This is a genomic window from Pseudoalteromonas sp. SG43-1 (assembly GCF_014164415.1).
GTDB lineage: Bacteria > Pseudomonadota > Gammaproteobacteria > Enterobacterales > Alteromonadaceae > Pseudoalteromonas > Pseudoalteromonas distincta.
Genome location: NZ_JACJFD010000014.1, coordinates 58594 through 84458, shown reverse-complemented (window position 1 = coordinate 84458; position 25865 = coordinate 58594). Strand labels below are relative to the sequence as shown.

Here is a 25865-nt window from a genome sequence, read left to right as displayed (position 1 = left end):
ATACAAATTGTTATGCTTAGTATTCGTTATGAATCTGCGTTTTTATTCGCTAAGCGCCATGGTGGCAAGTTTCATTGTGCTTTCAAACGACTTAGTGCCGGCTATAAATAAACCATTATGGCAAAACACTGCGTCATCAATACCTGTTTCATCTACGAACGCTTGATCAGATAAACCAGACCATGCTTTAGGAAGCGGTTTTCTATCTTCAAACGAGCCAGGCTCAACGGGTACTGTTTGTAATATCCATTGCCCAGAATGTGATGGGTAAACCATGTATAGCGCCTCACTTGATAAAATATGCACTGTTTTTTTCCACGGTGTGTACTTTTCAAGCACGATTACTCTGGCATCGTCTGCATTTTCAATTGCTCTGGCGACAATCTCTTTTGCATTAACACTACCGTGAGCTGAGGCGATAAAACGAATAAGCATGCGAGCTGCAAATTCAACGGCTTCATCAAAACAGGTATCAAAGTTACTTTCTTCTTCCCATGTAGGGTTAAACATTGAAATTGTTTGGCTCAAGCTTATCCCTTTTGATACACCTTCAACATGACCACAATCAATGGCGTCAATAGTTGAAACTAAGCCTGAATCCACTCTATCAGCAACGGCCTGGTTATCATCACACAGTGCTAAGCCGTATTTTTTCCACACTAAACCAAATGATGAAAAAGGAATGCCATTTTCTCGCTCGCCTGCACCACCACGTTGATGATGATCAAAGCGATTAGTTTCAGGATCGTATTCCCCACCTACATCTATTACGTAGTCGGCACTTTCTATAAGCGCTTTATCGCGTGTGCGTACCAATTTAAACGTTGGCAAAACATGTTTAAGTACCGCAATACTAAAAACGTCATCTGCATGAAAATTACCATTGTGGGTTACTACTGTTATTTCGCTCATTTGTTTATTGCTACTTTTAGAAAAGATAAAAATTCTCGCTTTGTAAGTTAGTCACTAATTATCGAGGCAGATTTTATACGAAGACAGGTGTTAAAAACAGTGAAGTATTTTTGCATCACTATAAAAGCTGCTTTTATAGTTACTAGTTTGGGTATGACTTTTATTACAAGATAATAATGAAGGAAGATATTTACGACACATTAAGCTTTAATATGTCGCAGCGTTAATGAACTTATTTACTAAGCCCTAATTCCATAAAAACACTTTGTGGATTATCTACATATGAGCCAAAACTGCTACAGCGTTTAAAGCCTAAATTTTCATATAAATTGATTGATTTTATTTGTTTTGGGCCTGTTTCTAAGCGTATTAACGGGATTTGTTTTTCGCCAGCTTGATGCAATAAAATCTGCATAATACGTCTTGATAGCCCTTTACCACGATGACTTGGTTTTACATATAAACGTCTTATTTCGCCGTAAGGCTGGGTATCAAATTTCTCTACAATCGCACCGCAGGCAATAATACCTTCTTCAGTTTTTAAACCAATAGCGTACACATTAGGTAAGGTTAATTCGTTTAACTCCAGAGACTGTGCGGTAGCCACAGGATATAAAGAATTTATAAGTCGGTCTATATCATCAAATACATTTACCACGTCGGGATCATTCGGGTTCAAATCGACTAACTGCATAAAGCTTCCATTCATTGTTATAAGTTTATTAAGCTTTAAATAATATATTTAAGCGGTCATAGCTTAGCATTGTTTAATTAAAAAATCTTTACTCCTTATTTAGCATATGGGTTATGACATTTCACCAGCTAAAAGAGCAAAAGTGGCCTAGCAAGTGTGTAAATTTTGCTAAATTATTACTAATTAATAAATAGTAGTGTTCAAGTATTATTGCGCATTAGTATTAGCGCTATGCCATTTTGCATAGCCTTCTTTATCCATCGGCCTTGCAATTAAGTAGCCTTGCATGGCGTCAATATTCATTTTTTTAAGTAAGTCATATTGTTCTGTTGTTTCTACGCCCTCTGCAACTACCTCTAAGTTTAAGCTTTTTCCTAAACTGATAATTGTTTGCGCAATATTAAAGCCAACCGTGCTATCTAAAATTTTATCAATAAAGCTTTTATCTATTTTTAATTCTTTAACAGGAAACGCACTTAAGTACGCTAAGCAGGAGTAACCGGTTCCAAAATCATCAATCGAAAATAAAAAGCCAGCGGCAATGAGTTCTTTCATTTGCCTAATTGTATAATCTATATCGCTTGAGAGCATTGACTCGGTTATTTCTAACTTAATTTGCTGTGCTCGAATATCAAATTTATTGATAGTGCTAAACAGCTCTCCTTTTAAATTTGATGAATTAAACTGGCTTTGACTAATATTAATTGAAACACTAAACGAGTCGTCTATTATGTTATCTGCTTTAAGTTCGTTTATTAAAATACATATATCATGTAAAACAATATTTTGTAGTTTTTGAATAAGCCCGTATTGCTCTGCAATTGGTATAAATTCGTTTGCCGCTATTAACCCTTTTTGAGGATGGTTCCACCTAATGAGTGCTTCAGCACCAATAACATCACCATACGTATTTACCTGAGGCTGAAAATAAGCACAAAACTCATCAGATGCAATCGCTCTGACTATATCGGTTTCTAGTTCAGTTTGTTTTTCAAGCAGTGTTTGTAAGGCTGGATCGTAAAAGCTACTGCTATTCCCCCCTTTATTTTTAGAACGATACATAGCCGTGTCTGCAAATTTTAATATATTGCCTGCCTGCGCATTTACGCTATCAATTAGACAAATACCTATGCTGCAGCTTACTTGAAATGCAAGGTTGCCCACTTCAAATTTATCATGAAAAGCTCTTTGAATCTCTTTGGCTACTATTTTGCACTCGATGCTCGCCTGCTGTGTATTTTCTCCAACGTGTTTTAGTAAAATAATAAACTCATCGCCACCCGCTCTGGCCAACGTATCAGAGCCTTTTATTATTGCGCTTAACCTTTTTGATAATTCCACAAGTACTTCATCACCCGCACTGTGCCCAAGTGAATCATTAATACGCTTAAAATTATCTAGGTCTAAAAATAATAACGCCCCTATATTTTTATCACGCTTAACACTCTCCACACACATGCTTAATTTGTCGCTAAGCATTCTTCTATTTGGAAGATTCGTTAATGGGTCGTAAAAGGCAAGCTTATGTACTTCTTGTTCGGCCTTTTTCTTTATTGAAATATCTCTGGCCATCCATACTACGTGCCTTTTGGTAGGACTATTGGGGTGGTAATGATCTAATGCAGCAGCCCTGCCTTCAAAAACTATATTGCCCTTTGGTACAGCTAATTCATATTCAAAAATTTGCGTCTCGTTAGTCGAGAGTGTTTTTTCAATAACGTCCATTATCATTTGTGCATCGTCTTGGGAGAGCAGATCCTTAACACTTTGACCAATAAGGTCCTTGCTTGAATCAAGCAGTAACTCATTAGAAGTACCATACACATCGGTATAAATTCCCTCTTCACTTAAAATAAGAATGAGATCGGGCATTACCTTAGTGAAGGCTTTAAACTTTTCATTACTTTGCTGTAAATTCGCGAGAAGCTGTTTTGCTTTGTTAAATTCGTTACTTTTTTCAAGAGCGATACTAGAAAAGTGCACAAAAAAATCGATTAACTCTAAATCTTGCTTTGATGGTGATTTAGGAGTGCTGTGATAGATAGCAAAGGTGCCTAATAAATCGGCTTGAGTTGAAAAAATAGGCGTTGACCAACATGACTTAAGACCAAACTTTAGTGCTAAGTCTTTAAAGTCCTCCCACAGCGGTGAAGTTTCGATATTTTCAACAATAGTGCGCGATTTCGAAAATGCAGTAGTACCACATGAGCCCACTTTTGGCCCTATATAGACTCCATTAAGCAAACTACAGTACTCTGGATGAATATTAGGAGCTGCGCAATGAAAAAGCTGCTGGCCTTTAACTGATAAGATTGAACACCTAGCGGATTCATCATCAATAATCTGCTCGATTGATGAACAAATTTCAGTAAGCACCTCACTTAAAGGTACCCCTAATGCAATTTTAGATAAAATGCCTTGCTGGTGAGATAATAACTTTTTTAACCTATCCGTACCCATTTTCCTTTACCCGTATTATTTATACACATTGAAACAACAAAAGCTTTAATCAAGCGCTTTTTTCTTACGCAGTAAAGTTCAGTATAGTCATGATTAGTAAGTTTTTTATTTTATTGGCAAAAAATAATCGGGCCTGTCTAAAATAATCATAGTTGCATATTACTGAACACCTATTGTTACTATATAAACAAAACCACAATATTAAAGCTAACACTTTGTTACTTAAAAGTACTGTTCAAAATTTTTAAGCTATTTATACTATAAGTAATGGTAAATATTTTTTGAGGTTACAGTGCAGATCACACAAGGTATGGAATACTTTTTTTCGGGGTTTAAATTAATTAGCCAAAAAGGGCTAAAGCGTTTTGTCCTTATTCCGCTATTAATTAATATTTTGCTGTTTGGTAGCTCGCTGTTTTTTTTAGTTGGCTGGTTAAGTGATAGTTTTAGCTACATAAACAACATGCTCCCCGAGTGGTTAAGCTGGTTAGAGTGGCTAATGTGGCCTATTGCTGTATTAGTTGTTTTGTTTAGCTATAGTATGCTCTTTACAGTTATCACTAATTTTATTGCAGCCCCTTTCAATGCGCTCTTGAGTGAAAAAATTGAGCTTTACCTAACAGGTCAAAAAATTAACGATGACGGCTTTGCCGAACTAGTTAAAGATATACCTCGCATGCTTGCCCGTGAGTGGACAAAACTATGCTACTACCTTCCTCGCGCAATTGGCTTTTTTATATTGTTATGGGTTTTACCGGTCATTGGCCAAATATTATGGGTGTTATTTACTTGTTGGATGTACGCAGTTCAATACGAAGACTATGCGTTTGATAATCATAAAATTGACTTTAAGCAAATGAAAGACGATTTAAAATCTAAGCAAGGTTTGTCATACGGATTTGGTTTTGCTGTTATGTTGTTAACTGCTATCCCTTTTATAAACTTAATAGTTATGCCAGTCGCAGTGTGCGGTGCAACACGTTTATGGGTAGATAACTATCGTCCAAAATATCGCAGTTAATTAAAAGGTTGCTGACTTTTCAATATTCGAAGGACACCGCATTCTAGATTAAAAAGCACCTAAGGTGCTTTTTTTAATCTATTTTTAAAGCAATAAACTCAAGCGATGCACGCCTTGGTAATGCATCGCTTTGTTTATCTACTTCTTCAAATTTTTTAATCAAAATACTAAAGCGCTGATTATTAATATTAACGGCTGTAACTTCACCAATTTTTATACTGTAGTTTTGCTGCTGATCAAACAGCTTTAGTATTTGACCTTTTACACGCTCTACGTATAAATAAGGTGTTTGGTCTGGCATCTTTAAACGAATGGCATTGATTTTACTTAGTTCATGTACCGCGACCCAATTCTGACTCTGCATTAACGTATTATAACGACTAATACCTTCAGGCTGATAAACAACATCTTGGCTTATAACGCATGTATTACAGTCCTTTACTGATTCAATTCGCCAGTCAACAGCTGTATTTTTATAATACAAATTATCATTTTTTAGTAACCACTCACGTGCATTGTTAGTATCGCTACACGCTATTAGTAAGCTAAAAAAACTACTCAAGATAATAAACTTAGTGCTTAGCATTGGCTTCATACTATTGCTCTTTAATTGCTTTTAACTCAGCAATAATTGCACTACTTGGCTGTGCTTCTTTTATATAACTGGGCAGCGTTTCAATATTAGTAGGCGAGCTTTGTAAATTATGCACCTTACTGTTATTTGTATTTGGCACGCCAAATCGATTACCTGCACTTTGCATATAAAACTGTAAATTAAGCATGCTCCACTCATCTACATCACTCAGTATTGATATTGTATTATCTTGGTTAGTATCAAAGCTGGTTAAGCTTTCGGTGTTAATTGCATTACAATTAAAATCAACTGGTAGTGAGCTATTTCTATTTAACCCCTGTATTTCAAGTATGGTGCTTTCATTTAAATCTGCTGAACTACCATTTGAATAATCAATAATAAAATCATCCGTAGAGCCTAAATGACTATTAGTATTTGGTGCAATATCGCAACTAGCATTGCCTGGGTAAAAACGCTCATAGTAACGATCGCCTTCGTTATTACCTATTGTTGATAAACCCGCTAATTGATATAAATAATTCATGGAGCTGAGGTGGTTAGGCTTAAAATTAACTTCTTCATCACCGCCATGGTATAAACCTAAGTTATGACCTAACTCATGAAATATTGTTGATGCTTGATAATTATAAGTTACATTGGTTGCTACTTGCGTATCAAGCGTTAAACCCCAGCCTCCCATAGTTACCATTAAATCATTACCGCTTATCTCAGCAATACCCGACCCACTAATACTACCGTCTTCGTTACCACTACTTGCCATTAATAAATAATGGAAAATGGGCCTGCGAGTTATATCGCTAAATTCCATTTTATAAGCAAATAAATTAGGGCTACTTAAATCGTATTCAAACGGGGTATAGCTATTAAAAGGGACAAGATTTCCGCCACCTAAATCAAAGTTTTGCGGTGCTGTATTTGTATTTTGATCAAACAAATCACCTACGTCAAAGTGGACTGTATAGCCTTTTTCTGCAAAAACAGTGGCTACTTTTTCAAGTGCGATTCGATGTGGAGTAATACCTACATCAGTGCTGTCCATATAATCAACTTCAATAAATATATCTTTTTGTGAGGTACGCGCCCCCCACTCATAAAGTGGTAAACCCGCGAATGTTGTACCCTGTTGCTCAGCGCAATCAGGAATACCATCCTCATCATCATCTATTGTGCAATTTATATTGTTTGGCCCAGCGGGTGTGTTAAACACAGAATAACTCCAATCAGTACTTTGATTAGTGTCTGTCGCATTAAGCTCGCGCTTTAAGCTGCCTCCTTGCTCGGAGATGATTTGCTCTGCGTTACCACCTTGCCATTGTGATGGCGTTACTGGTTCTTGTATTGAGTTACCAAATTTTACAAAGTCGATTGTTTGTGTACCTGCACTATTAAGTAATTCTACAAAACCGTTTATGTACCAATAAGGTCTAATTTCATCACTAGCATTACCCACAAGCGCTATTTTAGGGTTGTTAACTGATGCACTGACTAAAAAATCATCTCCAAACTTGCTTTGTAAAATAAGGTACTCACCATTTTCAAGCTCTTTATTGGGCAGTGAAAAAGTTGTCTCTGCACTAGTCGAGCTATTAATCATATTAATACTGCGGGTTTTAAGCGAGTAACTCTGTAAGTTTACAGCAGCCCCTGTGCCGTTATAAATTTCAATCCAAGGTAAGTCGTTACTAAATTGCACAGAAGAAACTTCAGTTATTTTTATATCTTGGCTAGAGGTAGTAAAAGAAGTAGCGGTTTGCGTTTCAATGGCCGTATCATCAAAATTAGTTAAATCAGCTGTAACACGGACAATATATTGGGTATCTTCATTAAAGCTTGCGCTTACATTTACAGTATGAAAATAAGTACTTGTGTCACTAGTAGTACCCGACAAACTTTCAATATTTAAGGCCAAGCAAGTAGTAAAATTATCTGCCGACACTTGTACGCTTCCTGTACAAACACCACTACTAGAATTAACTGCTAAAGTGCTCGTTAGCATAATATCTGAAAATGTAATACTAACAGGGCTATCTACAAGAACTGGGTCATTATTACTTTGGGGTGTTACATTACTAATTGTAGCGGGCGTTGAATCAACCACAGTAATATTCAGGGTAAATTCGGTTGTGTCTTTTGAATCAGACGCAGTTAACGTATAGCTTTGTGAAGTAATACTGTTTGCAGGAGGCGTGTAGCTAAAAAGTAAGGCTTGTGCATCAATAACACTAATTTGTGCACCATTTAAATAATCACCAAAATCAATCTGAACGGTATCGTTATCGGCATCGCTAACAACTAAACTAAATTCAGTGGCTTGATTATATTGCACGCTAATACTTACATCATCTGCAGTTGGTGGATTGTTTGGTGCTAATACTACAACTGTTTTTTGAGCGCTATTTGTAGCGTTATCGTCATCGGTTACAGTAACCACAAATGTAACATTGGTATTTTGTGAAACAGTGGGCGCATTAAAGCTAATGCTTGTTTGTGTTTGAGTAAGTTCAACTACATGACCACTTATTTGCTGCCAAGTTATGCTATTAATACTACCATCGCTGTCTTGTGCATCTGCAACTAAGGTTACACTGTCACCTTTTTCAGCTTCTTCAGGGCCTGTAACAATGACTGTTGGCGCGCTATTTACTTGATTAATTAAAACCGTTTTACTCGCTTGAGCGCTTTTACCTGCATTGTCAGTTACGGTTACGCTAAAACCTAGTGTTGTATTTTCAGATACATTAGGGGCGGTAAAACTAAGGACTCCATCAGTTTGTGAAAACTCAACATTGTCCCCAGCAGACTGAATCCAATTAATATTACTTATAGTGCCATCTGTATCTTGAGCGTTAGCAACTAAACTAACTTGTGTGCTGGCAAGTGCACTACTTGGGCCTGTTATATTAACTGTAGGAGCATTATTTTGAGAGGTGATAGTGCCTGAAAAAACTTGTTGTGCAGTAGCACCTGAGTTGTCAGTAACTGTAACCGAAAAGCTAAAGGTCGTATCGGTTGTTACACTAGGTGCAGTGGCTGTAAGCGTGTTACCGTTAGAGGTAAACGTAAACTCAGGCCCGCTAAGTTGTTGCCATTGATAGCTGGCAATTTGTCCGTCGCTATCACTTGCAAGCGCTGTAATAGTAAATGATTGATTAGAAGTAATAACGTTACTGCTAACCGAAAGCGTAACACTGGGCGCAGCGTTACCAGGGGCCGTAGTTGTATCACTACTTTCGCCTCCCCCGCCACAGCCTGTGATTAAAAGTGATAAAAAAAGTAAATTTAGCCATTTATTAATATTGTTTTTTACCACTTTTAGCCTCTACATATTAACTATACAAATTTTGTGGCACCTTAGTAACGTTTAAATGAACGGTTATTTCCTCACGATCATGATATAGATGTTTAGCTTGCAACTCGTAATTGATACCTTGTTTCTCAAGCTCTTTTCTGATCATCGAAAGACATTCATAAACACTATCAAAGCGTTTTTTCATAGGCAACTTTAAGTTAAATATAAACTCTTTTGCGTATGCATTTACTGCCCAGTCAATCATTAGCGTAGTCACTTTGGTCGGTTTTTCCACCATATCGCACACTAACCAAGTAATATTTCTTTTTTCTGGGCGATATTTAAAACCGTCGGCTCTAAAATGTTTAACTTGCCCAGTTTGCATTAAATCGTCATTCATTGGGCCGTTATCAATCGCACTTACAAACATACCACGGCGTACAAGCTGATAAGTCCAACCACCAGGGCATGCACCTAAATCAACACTGCGCATACCGGCAGCTACGCGTGACTCGCGTTGTTGCTCAGGTATAAATACGTTAAATGCTTCATCGAGTTTTAACGTTGAGCGACTCGGTGCATCGCTTGGCATACGAAGGCGCAAAATACCCATGAAAAATGGAGAATTATTAAAGCTATACGAGTAACCAACATAAGCCGTATTGTTTGTTAAAAACATGACATGCATTACTGGGCGATTTGCTTTTGGCTCACGTAGTACAGTATTTTGTTTTTCGAGGGCTTTTTTAAGCGGTGTTGAGATTTTTTTACAGAACGTTAAAAGCTCTTTGCCTTCGTTTGTGTCTGGCGTTTCAACGCGCAGTTCTGAGCACAATGTAAAATCTTTAGCAGCTTCAACTACTGCGCTCACACGGTCCTCTACTGGCATGTTTTCAAGTAATGTGCCGGCAAACCATTGACGTGCAAACACCATGTTTTTAAAATCAACTTTTTTGATTATTTCATCGCTGTGATGCGCTTCAAAACATTCGTAAACAACATAACCTGTATTTGGTTTTGCTTTTACATACCCTGCAAAACCTTGCTCTGCAGCATGAAACGTTATTTCAGCAGCGGCATCGTTTTCAAAACCACTACGACAAAAAATCACAACACTAGACATATTAACCCTTAAACTCTTTAAAACTTAAATCGTGCAACTTGCACTAAAATAACAATCCAACCAATAATAAAGCACAACCCACCAAGCGGTGTTATAGGCCCAAGCCACTTCATTCCTGTTAGAGCGAGTAAATATAAACTACCACTAAAAAGTAGTGTGCCCATTATAAAAAAGCCACCAGCCCAACTCAGGTTTATGCCCCATTTAATTAAAATAGCCACCGCAATAAGTGCAAGTCCATGTACCATTTGATACTCAGCAGCCGTTTTAAAAACGCCTAATGAATACTCCGATAAGCGGCTTTTTAAACCATGGGCAGCAAATGCACCTAACATCACCGAAAGCATACAAAAAATACTACCGGTCATTAAAAATAATTTAATCATCTAACCCCCTGCTCGAGTCTTAACGTATCTCAATTTGTTGCTTAATAAATTCAACAGCACTTAACGCTGCTGTTTCTCTATTTTGTAGTTCAGTTACGCCACTTTTTTTACGTGGTTTTAATGAGTGATCGCCATCACTCAGCCAAGTAAACAAAGGCTGCTTTGGCATTTTCATAGTAAGAAGTTCTTCACGTGTACCAAATGTATCTCGCTCGCCCTGTAATACTAGAAAAGGGCAAACAATATCAGCAAAATGATCGGTGCGTAATTTTTCTGGCTTACCCGGCGGATGAAATGGATAACCAAATGCTATAACACCTGAAAGGCTTTGCTCTGTACTACATGCAAGCATTGATGCCATGCGACCGCCCATCGATTTACCGCCTATAAACAACGGTAAATCTGGCTGCGCATTCGTTAGCACTCGTTCATAATAAATAAGTAACTTTGGTGCTCGCTCAGGAGGCCTGCGTTTATTAGTTTGTTTAGCGATTTGCATATATTCAAAATCAAATAAACCAACATCAACCCCCTGCTCGCTTATTAATTTTGCCATGTGCTGCATAAAGTCAGAATCGCTACCAGCACCTGCGCCATGTGCAAATATAAACTGTGCTATTGCAGGTTGCTCCGTGCTTTTAAACCATTCAATCATTATTAATACTCATGTTCTTGCTCATGCTCTACTAAGCTCAGCATCCACTCTTTAAACGAAACTATTTTACCAAGCTCTGTTTGCGACTCACGAAGCACTAAGTAATACGCATTTTTACTCTCTAGGCTATGATTAAACGGAATTACCAAACGTCCTGCGTCTATGTCGGGTTTAGCTAATACACTATTGCCAATTGCCACACCTTGTCCATGTACAGCTGCTTGTAACACCATAGAGGAGTGGCTAAATATAGGCCCTTGATTTACCTGGATGTTACGCACGCCTGCGGTTTTCATCCACGTTTTCCAGTTTTTACGTGTAGTGTCGTGTAATAGTGTGTGATGCGCTAAATCACTAGGTTGATCAAGCGGCTTTAACCCGCTTAATAACATAGGACTACAAAGTGGTACTAAATATTCGGTATGAAGCTTGTACGCTTGTACGCCATTCCAATGACCCCTTCCATAATAAATAGCAATATCTACGTCATCCGTGAGTGAGTTTTCATCTTGGTCTTGTGCTTTTATTCGCACGTCTATCTCTGGATGTAACTCATTAAACAAACTCAAACGAGGCACTAACCACTGAATAGCAAAACTAGGGGTTAGGCTTACCGTTAGTGAGCCCTTAGCGCCACGAGCTAATAGCTTTTCAGTTGCATCAATAAGCTGAGTAAAAATCTCTTTAATATCTAAAAAATAGCCTTGGCCTTCTTCAGTTAACAATAAAGAGCGGTTTTTACGTAAAAACAACTTCAGCCCTAAATGCTCTTCAAGTGTTTTTATTTGATGACTTACTGCCGCCTGCGTTACATAAAGCTCTTCTGCAGCTTTTGTAAAACTTAAATGGCGTGCAGCCGCTTCAAAGGCTTTTAATGCGTTTAATGGAGGTACCCGTCTTGACATAATAACCAAGCTTAGAATTAGTTTTTCTTATGCGTGAGATTATATACATCATATAAGTTTGTGTATATTAAAGGCATAAAAAAAGCGACCTGAGTCGCTTTTTAATAAACATCATGCTTAATTATAAATCGCTTGCACTTGTATCAAGTGGGGCAAAGCTTTTAATTAAATCATCAACCGCTTTCATTTGCGTTAAGTAGCCTTCTAACTTACTAAGCGCTAGCGCACATGGGCCATCACATTTAGCTTCGTTAGGATTTGGATGCGCTTCGATAAATAAACCAGCAATACCCAACGCCATACCGCTGCGCGCAAGCTCTGCTGCTTGTGCACGACGACCATCAGCAGAGTCAGCTCGTCCACCAGGGCGTTGTAACGCATGTGTTGCATCAAAAATAACAGGTGCCATTGCCTTCATGTCATCCATACCCAGCATATCAACCACAAGGTTGTTGTAACCAAAGCTAGAACCACGCTCACAAAGGGCTACGTTGTTATTACCAGCTTCATTAAATTTAGTAATGATATGACGCATTTCATGTGGCGCTAAAAACTGTGGTTTTTTCACATTAATAATTGCACCTGTTTTAGCCATCGCCACAACTAAATCTGTTTGACGCGCTAAAAAAGCAGGTAACTGAATTACATCAACAACTTCTGCAACAGGTGCAGCTTGATGCGGTTCATGTACGTCAGTAATTAGTGGAATTTTAAACGTGTTTTTAATTTCTTCGAATATTTTTAAACCTTCTTCCATACCTGGACCACGGTACGAATTGATTGAAGAGCGATTAGCTTTATCAAATGAGGCCTTAAATACATAAGGAATATTTAGTTTCGTCGTAACTTCTACGTAATGCTCTGCAACACGCATTGCTAAATCGCGAGATTCTAATACGTTAATACCACCAAACAGTACAAACGGTTTATTGTTTGCAAGTTCAATTTCATTAATTTTAATAATTTGATCTTTCATTTAAATTCCTTAAGGTGCAACTGCTTGCATCATTAATCCACAAATATAAGCCATATAAGTACCCACACCGTAGCCTAGTACAGCTAACAAGACTCCAACAGGCGCTAATGATGGATGAAACGCTGATGCTACAACAGGTGCTGACGCTGCGCCCCCCACATTAGCCTGAGAACCCACAGCCATATAAAATAACGGTGCTTTAATCAGTTTAGCCACAATTAACATAATGCTTGCATGCACTAACATCCAAATTGCGCCCACTAAAAATAGCCCGGGGTTATTGAAAATAGCGGTTACATTCATGTGTAAGCCAATCGATGCAACCAAAATATATAAAAAGCTAGAAGCTACTTTTGAAGCGCCAAACGCTTCTATTTGCCTCACTTTAGTAAACGATAAGCCTATGCCAATCGTTGTTGATATAACAATTAGCCAAAAGAATTTACTGTTTAAGCTGTATTCTTTTGCCCATTCATAAGTAGTGCCAAAGTACGGCCCCAAAAAGTCAGCGCAAAAGTGTGCTAAGCCAGTTATACCAAATGCAATTGCAATCAGCGTCATGTAATCATTAAGAGTTGGGATGCGTGCATGTTCTGCGTGATATTCTTCCACACGCTTTTTCAAGTCTTCAATTGCGCTTGTATCAGCACCCGTCGCTGCATCAATCTTTTTATGATTTGCTGCCATTAACAATAAAACAGCCATCCAAATATTAGCGACAATTACATCGACTGTAATCATTACAGAAAATATATCACCACCAACTTCAAACATTTCTTTCATTGATGCTTGGTTAGCACCGCCGCCAATCCAGCTACCTGCAACAGTTGTCATACCGCGCCATACGGCATCTGGGCCATGCCCACCAACAATACTTGGGTCAAATGCGCTCACCACTAAAATAGCTAATGGCCCACCAATAACAATGCCTAAAGTACCCACTAAAAACATAATAAGTGCTTTAGGGCCTAAGTTAATAATCGCTTTTAAATCAATACTAATGGTAAGTAGTATTAAACAGGCAGGTAGTAAGTAGCGCGAAGCCACATAATAAACATTAGATTTATTACCATCTACAATACCAAAGGTATTTAATAACGAAGGTAAAAAGTAACACAGCAATAAAGCAGGTACGTATTTATAAAATCGTTTTAAAGCTGGACGCTCACTGTTTGAGGTTTTAAAAATAAACCCCAAAATAATAGCAAGCAAACCAAGCACAACGGCATCATTTGTAATTAATGCGCTTTGAGTTTCAACCATAATTATTCCTATTCTTAATGGTGCGTTTTATTATTATCTTCTAGTTCTTCTATTTGGTGTTGAATAATCTCTATTGCAGGATCGTCCGGACACTCATCTACAAAAAACTGTAAATCATCACGTGCCATTTTAGGGCAACCGAGCTGATTTAATAAGTAACCTCTGTCGCGTCTCTCATACGGGTCGTCGCCTATTAACTCCATTAGCATCTCTACACAGGTTAAAGCATGACCAAATTTATTTTCGCTAATGAAAGACCATTTTTGCTGAGCTAAAAATAACTTATATACTTCGTCATCAAAAATCAGTTCTAGTGGCTCTTGCTCTTGACCATCATCTTCATCTGCGTTTTCAGGGATAATATACCAACTTTGTTGTCCACTGCTTGGCTCTATTATGTAGCCTTCTTCGTCACTAATCGCCACATGTACGCCAACATCACCTTGGGTAAGACTAAGGTTCGCGTCACAGTTAGCTTGTTGTAAAAAATGACAAAGTATAATTGCCAGTGTTGTAGGTGAACCACTGCGCATAGAAAGCGTATAGCTTAATGTATTTAATTTATATTCAGGCACTTTTAAACCTGATGCACTAAATAGCCAATCACTGTAAAACATATCTAATAATTTTTCGAGGCGATCGTGCTCATCACTCACTTTTAAACACAGCGCTGAAATTTGCTGTTCAAAGTCAGTTAAAGTTTCATAACATGGTGTTAAATCTATCTGAGGGTCCCACTTTGACTCTGCTTTAATACAGCGGTAAATCGCTGGAGGTGTAAATTCATCGTAAGCATCATCAAGATAAGATTCATCGTGTTCGTCAAACCCGAGGGTAGTCATTAATACTGCAACATTTTAGAAAACGAAGGCGTAGTTTACCTAACTTTAAAGCTATATACCAATATAGAGGTGTATTTGAATATTTTCTGAGAGGGAGTTGTATTTGAGCTTTACAAAACAACTATAAAGCTCAAATAGTCAGGTATTACTTAAAGCAAAAAAGCTGATTTAGACGTCGCTAAATAACCTATCGCTAAAATAACAGCGGTATTAACTAAAACGTAAGCAACTTTAGCCGTCATTTTAGTTTGTCTGGCGCTTTTAGCCCCAATACCGATGTATATAACCACTAAAACTATTTTTTCTAATAGCCAATATTGTTCAAACGGATTAATTTTAGCCATAAATATAAGCGTAAGTGCAGACACTAATAACAAAGTATCTATACTGTGACTACCAATCATTACTGCTTTATTTTTTGCTAATTTACCACTGCCCATTCGCGAAAAAGCGCGAACATAAAATAATATTACACTTAACATCGCAATTGCCATGTGCGAGTGCTTTACTGCTAAATAATCCATATGCCCCTGTACTTCTGTTTTATAAAAATCTAATCAGGAAAACGGCTAAGAACCGCCTCTAACTCATCAAGCTTTTCGTTAAATACTTCAACCATTTTTGGTTCAAAATGTGTGCCTTTTTCAGCATTAATTTCATCAACCACATTTTGTAATGTCCAAGGCTCTTTATAACACCGTTTATGGCGAAGTGCATCGTATACATCAGCAAGTGCGACTATGCGACCAAATACATTAATTGCGTTTCCGCTTAGACCTTGTGGGTAACCAGACCCATCCCATTTTTCATGATGCTCTTTTGCAATAATTGCACCTGTACTCACAATTTCATGGGGAGAGTCTTTTAAAATAGTATAGCCTTTATCAGTATGGGTTTTCATCACTTCCCATTCTTGAGGTTCTAACTTTGCTGGTTTGTTTAAAATCGCATCAGGAATACCCACTTTACCTACATCATGAAGAGGAGACGCCAACCTTACTAAATCTGCATCATGTTTAGATAAACCATAGCCCTCAGCTAAAATATGACAAATATGTGCTACACGTTTAACATGATTACCTGTCTCGGTTGAGCGCTGCTCTACTGCTTCACTTAACCTATAAACAAGCTCTTGTTGTGTCGCTTCTATTTCAGACTGAAGCTGCACATTTTCAAAGGCAAGTTGCACATTTTGAGAAAATATTTTGATTAAATGACGCTGAGTATCCGTTAAATCCTTTGGGACACCTGATATGAACAGCATTGAATTATGATTGTACTCACTACTGCAGTACGCAAATAAGTAATTATCTTTATAAATGATACTTTTATCATTAAGCGCCTGATGACACGCACTTAACTGCTCAGCTTGTAATACCTCATCAAGCTCTTTACCTTCACTTTTTTCAAAATCGCCAGTGCCAGAGCAAACTATTAGTTTTTTATTTTTTTCATGTTCTGGGTTTTGTGCAACTAAAGTGGTGGCATACATAGCTTGATCAGCAATACCCAATAAAGATGTTAATTGCTGCATAACGCCTTCAATAAAGTGCTCTATTGAATGCGCAGAAAAAATATCACGAGACGCTATAATTATTTTCTCAAGCCCTTCGCGTGACTGCTCAATCGAAATAATATCCCGATACGAGCGTAGGCTCGACATAATAACAGTAAATAATTTTTGAGCCGTTAGCTCCGTTTTCGATTTGTAATCGTTAATATCATAATTAATAATGACTTGACGTTCAGGTGCCTGGCCAGGTTGGCCTGTTCTTAAAATAATCCGTATATGATTATTTTTAGCTTCTTCACGAATAAACTTAGCAACCTGCAAACCAGCGTCGTCGGTTTCCATTACCACGTCAAGTAGCACAATAGCGGCATCTGGATGCTCTTTTATGAGCTCTTTCGCTTCAGCACCTGAGTAAGCACTAATAAACTCTAAGCGTTTATTTTGAAATTCAAAATCACTCAGTGCTAGTTTTGTAACAGCATGAACTTCAGGTTCATCATCAACGATTAATACTTTCCAGGTACCGTGTTCAATCTCATCGATTGTTTCTTCTGGTTCATCTGAAAATAAAAAATCACCCATCATAGTCGAAATTCCTTCATGGCATTATTTAACGCACTAGTAGGCAATTATTATTCTCTAGGGCCACAGTGCAAGTGTTACACGGTCATTGTTACCAAGGTCTTTCACTGTTTTAATATTAACAAACGCCATTTTTTCAAAAAAATGACGAACAGCTTCACCTTGCTCAAAACCGTGTTCTATTAAAAGATAGCCATTAGATGACAAATAGTCACGTGATTGTGTAATTATTTGTTTAATATCAGACATTCCGCAATCATCAGCCACTAATGCCGATAAAGGCTCAAAGCGCACATCACCCTGATTTAAATGTATATCACTACTTTCTATATAAGGAGGGTTAGTGACAATTAAATTGAATTTTTCGCCATGCAACTCACTAAACCAGTTACTTTGTTTAACATGTACATTATTAATCGCTAATCGCTGCTGGTTACGTGTAGCAAGTGCAACTGCATCGCTTACTCTATCTACTGCCGTAATTTGCCAATTAGGCATTTCACTACCCAGTGCCAACGCTATTGCACCAGTACCAGTGCCTAAATCAAGCACCTTTGCTGTAGCGGGTAGCGCTATTTCAAGTGCTTGCTCGACTAATGTTTCAGTATCTGGTCGAGGTATTAGGGTCGTTGCGTTAACTTCAAGCGATAAGCTCCAAAATTCACGCAGCCCAGTTATATGGGCTACGGGCTCACCTTTTAAACGTCTTTGGATAAATACATTAAACTGCGATTGTTGCTCATCACTAAGCGCATGTTCTGGCCAAGTAAAAAGGTAACTGCGAGGTTTTTGAAGTATATGAAGAAGTAAAACTTGTGCATCTAATTTAGCACTTTCGCTGCTAAGTGCTAATAAGTCAGCACCTGCAGCAATTGCTTGTTCAAGAGTGTGAGCCACAATTACTCGTCGCCCATGGCCGCAAGTAAGTCAGCTTGATGCTCTTGCATTAATGGGTCAATAATCGCACTTAAATCACCGGCTACCACTTCGTTTAAACGATAAAGTGTTAAGTTAATACGGTGATCGGTAATACGACCTTGCGGGTAGTTATAAGTACGAATACGCTCAGAACGATCGCCACTACCTACCAAGTCACGACGTTCAGAGGCTTCTGCCGCATGGCGTTTTTCATCTTCAGCTTGTTGCAGTCGAGCTGCAAGTACTGACATCGCTTTAGCGCGGTTTTTATGCTGCGAACGCTGATCCTGACACTCAACCACAACACCGGTAGGTATATGTGTAAGTCGAATAGCAGAATCAGTTTTATTTACGTGCTGACCACCTGCGCCTGATGCACGAAATGTATCAACTTTTAAATCTGCTGTATTAATTTGTATCGCTTCTGCTTCTGGTACTTCTGCCATAACCGCAACAGTACACGCTGAGGTATGAACACGACCTTGTGATTCAGTCTCTGGCACACGTTGTACGCGGTGTACACCTGATTCAAACTTTAATTGACCGTAAACGCCTTCGCCACTGATATTTGCAATAACTTCTTTGTAACCGCCATGCTCACCTTCATTGGTGCTTACAACTTCTACTTTCCATTTTTTATTTTCTGCGTAGCGGCTGTACATACGAAATAAGTCACCAGCAAAAATAGCCGCTTCATCGCCGCCCGTCCCTGCACGTACTTCAACAAACACGTTATTGTTATCTCGCGGATCTTTTGGCAACATTAATACTTGAATTTGATCTTCAATCACTAGTATTTGTGCTTTTGCTTCTTTATATTCTTCTTGCGCCATTTCACGCATTTCAGGGTCAGAATCTTTAAGCATTTCTTCTGCACTGGCTAAATCGTCTTGCGTTTCTTTATAGTTTAAAAACGTTTTTACAATCTCTTCAAGCTCAGAATACTCTTTTGAAAGCGCACGAAAACGGTTTTGATCACTAATGACCGACGGGTCGCTTAGCAGCGCTTGTACTTCTTCATAACGCTCGACTAAGGTTTCTAATTTATTATAAACAGACTCTTTCATTTAACGGTTATTCCTGATCAATACCTAACATTTTTTTCAACTGGTTTAGCTGCGCCACTTCACCTTTTTTCGCTGCATCTTGTATTGCACGGGTAGGCGCGTGCATTAAGCGATTGGTTAATTTATTGGCGAGCTCTAATATAATTTTTTCTGCATCTTTACCTGTATTGAGCTGACTAACAGCACGCTCTACAAGTTCAGACTTAATTGTTTGTACATCGTTTCGATAATGGCGGATTAAATCTACCGAATCGAGTGAACGCATCCACATTGCAAATTCTTTGGTGCGTTCAGTAATAATTATTTGCGCTTGCTGTGCAGCTTGCTCGCGCGCTGCCATATTCTCGCTTACAATGGTTTGTAAGTCATCAACGGAATATAAATAGGCAGCATCTAGCTCCCCAACTTGGCTTTCTATATCACGCGGAACCGCTATATCTATAAATAGCATAGGTTTGTGACGTCGCTGCTTTAGCGCCTGCTCAACCACCCCTTTACCAATAATAGGCAAAGTGCTGGCTGTAGAACTAATCACTATATCGGCTTTATGCAAACGCTCAGGCAATTGCGCCAAAGCAATCACATCTGCCGACACTTCATCAGCTAAGTTACGAGCTCGCTCAATAGTTCTATTTGCAACAGTGATATTTTGAGGCTCATTTTGGTATAAATGTTTAGCAACCAATTCAATGGTTTCACCTGCGCCAATTAATAACACATTGGTCTTATCAAGCTTGCCATAAATATGCTTTGCCAAGTTAACTGCAGCAAACGCTACCGATACAGCACTTGCGCCAATATCGGTTTCAGTTCTAACTTGTTTCGCTACTGAAAATGTTTTTTGAAACAACCTATCAAACGTAACACCTACTGCATCGTGGTTTTTAGCACTAAAAAACGATTGTTTTATTTGCCCCAAAATTTGCGGTTCGCCCAACACCAAAGAATCCAACCCACACGCCACGCGCATTAAGTGATTAATAGCATCGTTATCTTCGTAGCAATAAGTGTTTTTGCTCAGTTCATGTTCATCCAAACCATGGAAACTGGCAAGCCAGCTCAACAGTGTTTGGGAATTTTGCTGAGCGAGGCTACAATAGATCTCGGTTCGATTGCAGGTAGACACAATAACCGCTTCATTAAAGTCGGCATGACCACTTAATTGTTGCAACGCCTCTGAAATTTGCTCAGGCGAAAAAGCCACTTTTTCACGTAATTCTACGGATGCGGTTTTGTGATTTATACCTAGTGCTATTATGGTCATATTTGCCAAATATTGCTGAGCCCTACTTCAAAGGCGGTAATTTTACCAAAAATCAGCGGAATATGGAAAGTAAGGAACAACATTTGATTCGACAATATTTGATTTTATTCATGTTTTTTTTGTTTTTAGGTGGCTGTGCTCATCAAATTGATACAAAAACAACACTTTATGATGATTGGAAACCACGTTTAGCTGCTCAAAAAACTTGGCAAGTAGAAGGTAAACTTGCATTTATTAGCCCAGAAGAGCGTCAATCTGCAAACTTAAATTGGCAGCAAACAACAAATTCCAATAATTTAATACTGACTACTTTTATTGGTACTCGTATTTTATCACTTAAACAAACAACTAACGGTGCTGAATTAGAGTTTGACGGTGAACAATACTTTGATACTAATGCTGCAGAGCTTTTAAAACGATTAACGGGTTTTACACTACCGGTTGATAATGCCGATAACTGGCTTAAAGGCACTATTGACGATGAAAGTTTAATTGTTGATGAGCTTGGGCGTGCAAAGCAAGTATTATGGTTTGATAATACAGGCAAAAAATGGCAAATAGATTATGGCACCTATGTACAAAACGCAGGTTACTGGTTACCTACTAAACTGACGTTAAAGCACCAACAAATAAAAATTAAAATTCAACTATACGATTGGCAGTTTAAATAAGTATGAATAACAAAACCTCTTTTTCACTTATAGCTCCGGCAAAACTCAATTTATTTTTACATATTAATGCTCGCCGAGAAGATGGCTATCATGAACTTGAAACCTTATTTACTTTTTTAAATTTTGGCGATGAGCTGCATTTTGAGTTAACAACAGATGGGAGTATTTCTGTCGGTGGTGATACTAAAGACATCCCTCTAAATGATAATCTCATCTATAAAGCGGCTTTATTATTACAAACACACTGTAAAACCTCTTTGGGTGTAAAAATAAATTTAATTAAGCGCTTGCCGATGGGGGGCGGTGTTGGAGGAGGTTCATCTGACGCAGCGAGTACTTTATTAGCCCTAAATAAGTTATGGAAATTGGCACTAAATTTAGAAACACTAGCTCAACTAGGGCTCAAGTTAGGGGCAGATGTTCCAGTGTTCATACAAGGTCAAAGCGCCATAGCGCACGGTATTGGTGAAAAACTACACCACGTAACACTTGAACAAAAATGGTACTGCGTTGTACACCCTAACCAACATGTAAGTACCGCAAAAATATTTACACATCCAGATTTAAAACGCGACACACCAAAAATAATAGGCGACTGGAAACACCATACTTTGACCAACGATTGTGAGCCTTTAGTTAAAAAGCTTTGCCCCGAGGTTGAAAAAACCCTCCAGTGGTTGCTAAAATACGCACCGTCGAAGATGACCGGAACAGGTTCATGTTGTTTTGTCGAATTTGCTAGCCAAGTTCAAGCACAAGATGTACTTGAAAATCTCCCCCATACTTGGCAGGGTTTTGTGGCTTCAAGCGCAAATGTCTCACCTGCTCATACGGAGTTAACCGCCATATTCGATCAATGAAGTAACGTACAAGTAATCATAAGTTAACCCGCAGTGAAATTTATCATTGCCCGTTAGTCCAAATATTCAGTGCCTGAGGAACCCTACCGTGCCTGACATGAAGCTCTTCGCTGGTAACGCAACACCTGAGTTAGCTCAAAAAGTTGCAAAACGTTTATATATTGAATTAGGCGATGCTGTTGTTGGCCGTTTTAGCGACGGTGAGATCAGTGTTCAAATAAATGAAAATGTTCGTGGCTCGGACGTTTTTATCTTGCAATCAACCTGTGCCCCTACAAACGATAACCTGATGGAACTTATCGTTATGGTTGATGCTCTACGTCGTGCATCTGCAGGTCGTATTACTGCCGTCATTCCTTATTTTGGTTATGCGCGCCAAGACCGTCGCGTACGTTCTGCTCGTGTTCCAATTACCGCTAAAGTTGTTGCAGATTTCTTATCAAGTGTTGGTGTTGACCGTGTTCTTACGGTTGATTTACACGCTGAACAAATCCAAGGCTTCTTTGATGTACCTGTAGATAACGTATTTGGCAGCCCTGTATTACTTGAAGATATGAAAGAACGCGACTTTGAAGACGTCGTTGTTGTATCTCCAGATATTGGTGGTGTTGTACGTGCTCGTGCAATTGCAAAACTACTAAACGATACCGATTTAGCAATCATTGATAAACGTCGCCCTCAAGCAAATGTTTCTCAAGTAATGCACATTATTGGTGACGTTGAAGGTCGTGATTGTATTATCGTAGATGATATGATTGATACCGGTGGTACATTGTGTAAAGCCGCAGAAGCACTTAAAGAACATGGCGCTAAGCGTGTATTTGCATACGCAACACACCCTATCCTTTCAGGTAAAGCAGCCGAAAACTTACGTGACTCAATGATTGATGAAGTAATTGTAACTGACTCAATTCCGCTATCTGATGAGCTTAAAGCCCTTGATAAAGTTAAGGTACTTACGCTTGCTGACATGTTAGCAGAGACTATTCGTCGTATTAGTAACGAAGAATCTATCTCAGCGATGTTTGAACACTAAAATTAAACATTCCTGAATATAAAAGCGCCTTTTGGCGCTTTTTTTGTAAGCGATGTTTATTTTATCTGGGCGTGGTGGTATGATAGCGCGCCTTTTGGCTAGGGACCTTGGTCGCAAAGGCCCTACACATTTAAATAACTGGAGACATCATGTCTAACAAAACTTATACGTATAACGCTGAACTTCGCGTAGAAACTGGTACTGGTGCGAGCCGCCGCCTACGTCGCGAAGACAAAGTTCCTGCAATCCTTTACGGAGCTGATAAAGAAGCTTTATCTCTTACTTTTGCTCATAAAGATATGATCAAAGCTCAAGAAGACGAAGGTTTCTACACGCATATCCTTACGCTTAACGTTGATGGCGAAGCTGTTGAAGTAATCTTAAAAGATATCCAACGTCACCCATTCAAGCCTAAGCTTACTCACCTTGATTTCCAACGTGTAGATGCTACTCATAAATTTCAAACTAAAGTTCCTCTACACTTCATCGGTGAAGAGATTGTAACTAAAGCTGGCGCAACTGTTGTTCACCAGTTAACTGAAGTTGAAATTACGTGTCTTCCAAAAGCACTTCCAGAATTCATTGAAGTAGATGTTTCTAAGTTTGTTGTTGGCGATTCAGTTCATATCTCTGACCTAACTTTCCCTAAAGGCGTTAGCTCTGTAGATTTAGCTAAAGGCGAAGGCCATGATCAGTCTATCCTGACTATCAAAGCAAACAAAGCAGCTCCAGTTGAAGACGACGCTGCAGCAGCAGAATAATATTTAAGGTCTCGCAACCTTGAATTCTATTCAAATGCTTGTGGGCCTGGCTAATCCAGGCCCCGAATACGCAAACACACGCCACAATGCAGGTGCTTGGTTCATCGAGCAAATCGCTGCACGCTATAACTGCACTCTAAAACACGATCCTAAATATCACGGCCTTACAGGCAAAGTGATCATTCAAGGCCAAGAATTCAAATTATTGATCCCCACTACTTACATGAATTTAAGTGGTAAAGCGGTCAGTAGTTTAGCTAATTTTTTCAAAATCCCTGTCGAGGACATTTTAGTTGCCCATGACGAATTGGATTTAGACCCAGGCGTTGCCAAATTAAAAAAAGGTGGCGGGCATGGCGGTCATAATGGTTTAAAAGACATTATTGCAAAAATGGCAAATCAAAAAGACTTTATGCGCTTGCGCATTGGTGTAGGTCATCCGGGGCATCGTGAAATGGTAACTGGTTGGGTGCTTGGAAAAGCGACCAAAGAAGACCAAGAAAAAATGGATGCTGCTGTTGATGAAGCAGTTCGTTGCATGGAAATACTTGCAAAAGATGGTGTGTTAAAAGCACAAAACAGACTACATTCGTTTAAACCCTAGTAACTTGGGTCCAAGTACACCGTTTAAACGAATTCTAAACAAGGTATCTTACTATGGGTTTTAAATGTGGCATCGTTGGCTTGCCTAACGTAGGTAAATCAACGCTTTTCAATGCACTAACTAAAGCGGGTATTGAAGCCGCTAACTTTCCTTTTTGTACCATTGAGCCTAATACAGGTGTGGTACCTGTGCCAGATCCTCGTCTAGACGAACTTGCTAAAATTGTTAATCCTCAACGAGTTCTTACCACTAGTATGGAATTTGTAGACATTGCTGGCTTGGTAAAGGGCGCATCTAAAGGTGAAGGCCTTGGTAACCAGTTTTTAGCTAACATTCGTGAAACCGATGCAATTGGCCACGTAGTTCGCTGTTTTGAAGATGAAAACATCATACACGTAGCAGGCACTATTGACCCTGCTGACGATATTGACGTAATCAACACTGAGTTAGTACTTGCTGATATGGATAGCGCTGAAAAAGCCCTTTTCCGTAACGCAAAAAAAGCAAAAGGTGGTGATAAAGACGCCAAAGAGCAAAATGCCGTACTTGAAAAAGTAAAAGTGCATCTTGATGAAGGCTTAACTTTACGCGCTTTAGCATTAACTAAAGAAGAAAAAGCAGCAATCAGCTCTATCAACTTCTTAACTATTAAACCAACTATGTATATTGCAAACGTTGCTGAAGATGGTTTTGAAAATAATCCATACCTTGACCGTGTACGCGCTATTGCTGCAGCAGAAGATGCGATTGTTGTTCCTGTATGTGCTGCTATCGAATCTGAGCTTTCAGAATTAGATGACGAAGACAAGCTTGAGTTTATGGCTGATCTTGGCTTAGAAGAGCCCGGTCTTAATCTTGTTATTCGTGGTGGTTATGAATTACTACAATTACAAACTTATTTCACTGCGGGTGTTAAAGAAGTGCGTGCATGGACAATCCCTGTAGGTGCAACAGCGCCACAAGCAGCGGGTAAAATCCATACCGACTTCGAGCGTGGCTTTATTCGTGCGCAAACGATTGCTTTTGACGACTTTGTTGCCTTTAAAGGTGAAAGCGGCGCAAAAGAAGCAGGTAAGATGCGTCAAGAAGGTAAAGAGTACATTGTTAAAGACGGCGATGTAATGAACTTCTTGTTCAACGTATAAGTCAAATGAAACCAAGTTAGTATTGGTAATAATTTTAAAGGCTCGTTTTTACGAGCCTTTTTTGTACCTCCAACGTTATAAACTTATAAAATTGATTTAGCCCCAACCTAAATGCCTACGTTTAATTTAAAAAAACACACTGCGCAGAAGATCAAACCTCAATAATAAGTACCTCTTAAACAAATTAATGTTAAGATTTAACCAGAGCGTAATAATTTGTCGAATAATCAAACAGCTTCAAACTATTGGTTTTTGCTTTTTTTATTTAGCGACAAATTTTGTATCTGAATTGCACTCAAAAAATCATCATTTTTATTAAAATT

24 protein-coding genes are annotated in these 25865 nt (G+C 38.6%); 7 read left to right on the top strand and 17 right to left on the bottom strand.

Going from position 1 to position 25865, the window contains the following annotated elements:
• Window positions 1-42: 42 nt before the first annotated feature.
• The 3 genes from H5159_RS11430 to H5159_RS11420 form a co-directional block, all read right to left on the bottom strand.
• Complete coding sequence (locus H5159_RS11430) at window positions 43-912, bottom strand: MYG1 family protein (protein ID WP_154903389.1); 870 nt, start codon at window positions 910-912, stop codon at window positions 43-45.
• A gap of 232 nt (window positions 913-1144) precedes the next feature.
• Window positions 1145-1606 carry a GNAT family N-acetyltransferase gene (locus tag H5159_RS11425; RefSeq protein WP_002958569.1) on the bottom strand — a complete coding sequence of 154 codons (462 nt, stop codon included), beginning with the start codon at window positions 1604-1606 and terminating at the stop codon, window positions 1145-1147.
• Window positions 1607-1813: 207 nt separating this feature from the next.
• The gene (locus tag H5159_RS11420; protein WP_182780305.1) at window positions 1814-4066 is read right to left on the bottom strand and encodes an EAL domain-containing protein; all 2253 of its coding nucleotides are present in this window, start codon (window positions 4064-4066) and stop codon (window positions 1814-1816) included.
• A gap of 310 nt (window positions 4067-4376) precedes the next feature.
• Here H5159_RS11420 and cysZ point away from each other — a divergent pair, with 310 nt between their 5' ends.
• The gene (cysZ, locus tag H5159_RS11415; RefSeq protein ID WP_029751956.1) at window positions 4377-5087 is read left to right on the top strand and encodes a sulfate transporter CysZ; all 711 of its coding nucleotides are present in this window, start codon (window positions 4377-4379) and stop codon (window positions 5085-5087) included.
• 73 nt (window positions 5088-5160) lie between these two features.
• On the opposite strand, the gene H5159_RS11410 is transcribed toward cysZ, so the two are convergent.
• From H5159_RS11410 to hemA, 14 genes are all read right to left on the bottom strand, one after another.
• On the bottom strand, window positions 5161-5682 hold the full coding sequence (locus H5159_RS11410) for a hypothetical protein (protein WP_182780304.1): 522 nt from the start codon (window positions 5680-5682) through the stop codon (window positions 5161-5163).
• Window position 5683: 1 nt separating this feature from the next.
• A complete protein-coding gene (locus tag H5159_RS11405; RefSeq protein ID WP_182780303.1) occupies window positions 5684-8992 on the bottom strand; it encodes a PKD domain-containing protein in 3309 nt (1102 codons plus the stop codon).
• Window positions 8993-9008: 16 nt separating this feature from the next.
• Entirely contained in the window at window positions 9009-10094 is a 1086-nt protein-coding gene (gene rlmM, locus H5159_RS11400) for a 23S rRNA (cytidine(2498)-2'-O)-methyltransferase RlmM (RefSeq protein ID WP_024605425.1), read from the bottom strand.
• 17 nt (window positions 10095-10111) lie between these two features.
• Complete coding sequence (locus H5159_RS11395; protein ID WP_024595287.1) at window positions 10112-10480, bottom strand: DUF423 domain-containing protein; 369 nt, start codon at window positions 10478-10480, stop codon at window positions 10112-10114.
• A 19-nt stretch (window positions 10481-10499) separates the two neighbouring features.
• Window positions 10500-11135, bottom strand: coding sequence for an alpha/beta family hydrolase (locus tag H5159_RS11390; RefSeq protein ID WP_024605424.1), 636 nt, complete (start codon window positions 11133-11135; stop codon window positions 10500-10502).
• A 2-nt stretch (window positions 11136-11137) separates the two neighbouring features.
• Window positions 11138-12040 carry a transcriptional regulator GcvA gene (locus tag H5159_RS11385; RefSeq protein ID WP_002958561.1) on the bottom strand — a complete coding sequence of 301 codons (903 nt, stop codon included), beginning with the start codon at window positions 12038-12040 and terminating at the stop codon, window positions 11138-11140.
• Window positions 12041-12161: 121 nt separating this feature from the next.
• Window positions 12162-13016 (bottom strand): 3-deoxy-8-phosphooctulonate synthase, encoded by an 855-nt coding sequence (kdsA, locus tag H5159_RS11380; protein ID WP_002958560.1) that lies wholly within the window; start codon window positions 13014-13016, stop codon window positions 12162-12164.
• Between the two features lie 9 nt (window positions 13017-13025).
• Window positions 13026-14279: a DUF819 domain-containing protein gene (locus H5159_RS11375; RefSeq protein WP_024595290.1), complete on the bottom strand. Its 1254-nt coding sequence runs from the start codon at window positions 14277-14279 to the stop codon at window positions 13026-13028.
• A 14-nt stretch (window positions 14280-14293) separates the two neighbouring features.
• Entirely contained in the window at window positions 14294-15121 is an 828-nt protein-coding gene (locus H5159_RS11370) for a tetratricopeptide repeat protein (RefSeq protein ID WP_002958558.1), read from the bottom strand.
• A 149-nt stretch (window positions 15122-15270) separates the two neighbouring features.
• Entirely contained in the window at window positions 15271-15645 is a 375-nt protein-coding gene (locus H5159_RS11365; RefSeq protein WP_007583965.1) for a SirB2 family protein, read from the bottom strand.
• A 29-nt stretch (window positions 15646-15674) separates the two neighbouring features.
• On the bottom strand, window positions 15675-17219 hold the full coding sequence (locus H5159_RS11360; protein ID WP_024595292.1) for a response regulator: 1545 nt from the start codon (window positions 17217-17219) through the stop codon (window positions 15675-15677).
• 54 nt (window positions 17220-17273) lie between these two features.
• Window positions 17274-18113, bottom strand: a complete 840-nt coding sequence (gene prmC, locus H5159_RS11355; protein WP_154903383.1) for a peptide chain release factor N(5)-glutamine methyltransferase — start codon at window positions 18111-18113, stop codon at window positions 17274-17276.
• A gap of 2 nt (window positions 18114-18115) precedes the next feature.
• Window positions 18116-19201 (bottom strand): peptide chain release factor 1, encoded by a 1086-nt coding sequence (gene prfA / locus H5159_RS11350; RefSeq protein ID WP_002958554.1) that lies wholly within the window; start codon window positions 19199-19201, stop codon window positions 18116-18118.
• Window positions 19202-19208: 7 nt separating this feature from the next.
• Complete coding sequence (gene hemA, locus H5159_RS11345) at window positions 19209-20465, bottom strand: glutamyl-tRNA reductase (protein ID WP_024594740.1); 1257 nt, start codon at window positions 20463-20465, stop codon at window positions 19209-19211.
• Window positions 20466-20548: 83 nt separating this feature from the next.
• Here hemA and lolB point away from each other — a divergent pair, with 83 nt between their 5' ends.
• The 6 genes from lolB (at window position 20549) to ychF (ending at window position 25542) form a co-directional block, all read left to right on the top strand.
• Window positions 20549-21136 carry a lipoprotein insertase outer membrane protein LolB gene (gene lolB, locus H5159_RS11340; protein WP_182695314.1) on the top strand — a complete coding sequence of 196 codons (588 nt, stop codon included), beginning with the start codon at window positions 20549-20551 and terminating at the stop codon, window positions 21134-21136.
• Between the two features lie 2 nt (window positions 21137-21138).
• The gene (gene ispE / locus H5159_RS11335) at window positions 21139-21996 is read left to right on the top strand and encodes a 4-(cytidine 5'-diphospho)-2-C-methyl-D-erythritol kinase (protein WP_154903382.1); all 858 of its coding nucleotides are present in this window, start codon (window positions 21139-21141) and stop codon (window positions 21994-21996) included.
• A gap of 88 nt (window positions 21997-22084) precedes the next feature.
• Complete coding sequence (locus tag H5159_RS11330; RefSeq protein WP_002958550.1) at window positions 22085-23032, top strand: ribose-phosphate pyrophosphokinase; 948 nt, start codon at window positions 22085-22087, stop codon at window positions 23030-23032.
• Window positions 23033-23181: 149 nt separating this feature from the next.
• Complete coding sequence (locus H5159_RS11325) at window positions 23182-23793, top strand: 50S ribosomal protein L25/general stress protein Ctc (RefSeq protein ID WP_002958549.1); 612 nt, start codon at window positions 23182-23184, stop codon at window positions 23791-23793.
• Between the two features lie 19 nt (window positions 23794-23812).
• Window positions 23813-24397, top strand: a complete 585-nt coding sequence (pth, locus tag H5159_RS11320; protein ID WP_182780302.1) for an aminoacyl-tRNA hydrolase — start codon at window positions 23813-23815, stop codon at window positions 24395-24397.
• A gap of 53 nt (window positions 24398-24450) precedes the next feature.
• Window positions 24451-25542, top strand: coding sequence for a redox-regulated ATPase YchF (gene ychF, locus H5159_RS11315; RefSeq protein ID WP_002958547.1), 1092 nt, complete (start codon window positions 24451-24453; stop codon window positions 25540-25542).
• Window positions 25543-25865 lie beyond the last annotated feature (323 nt).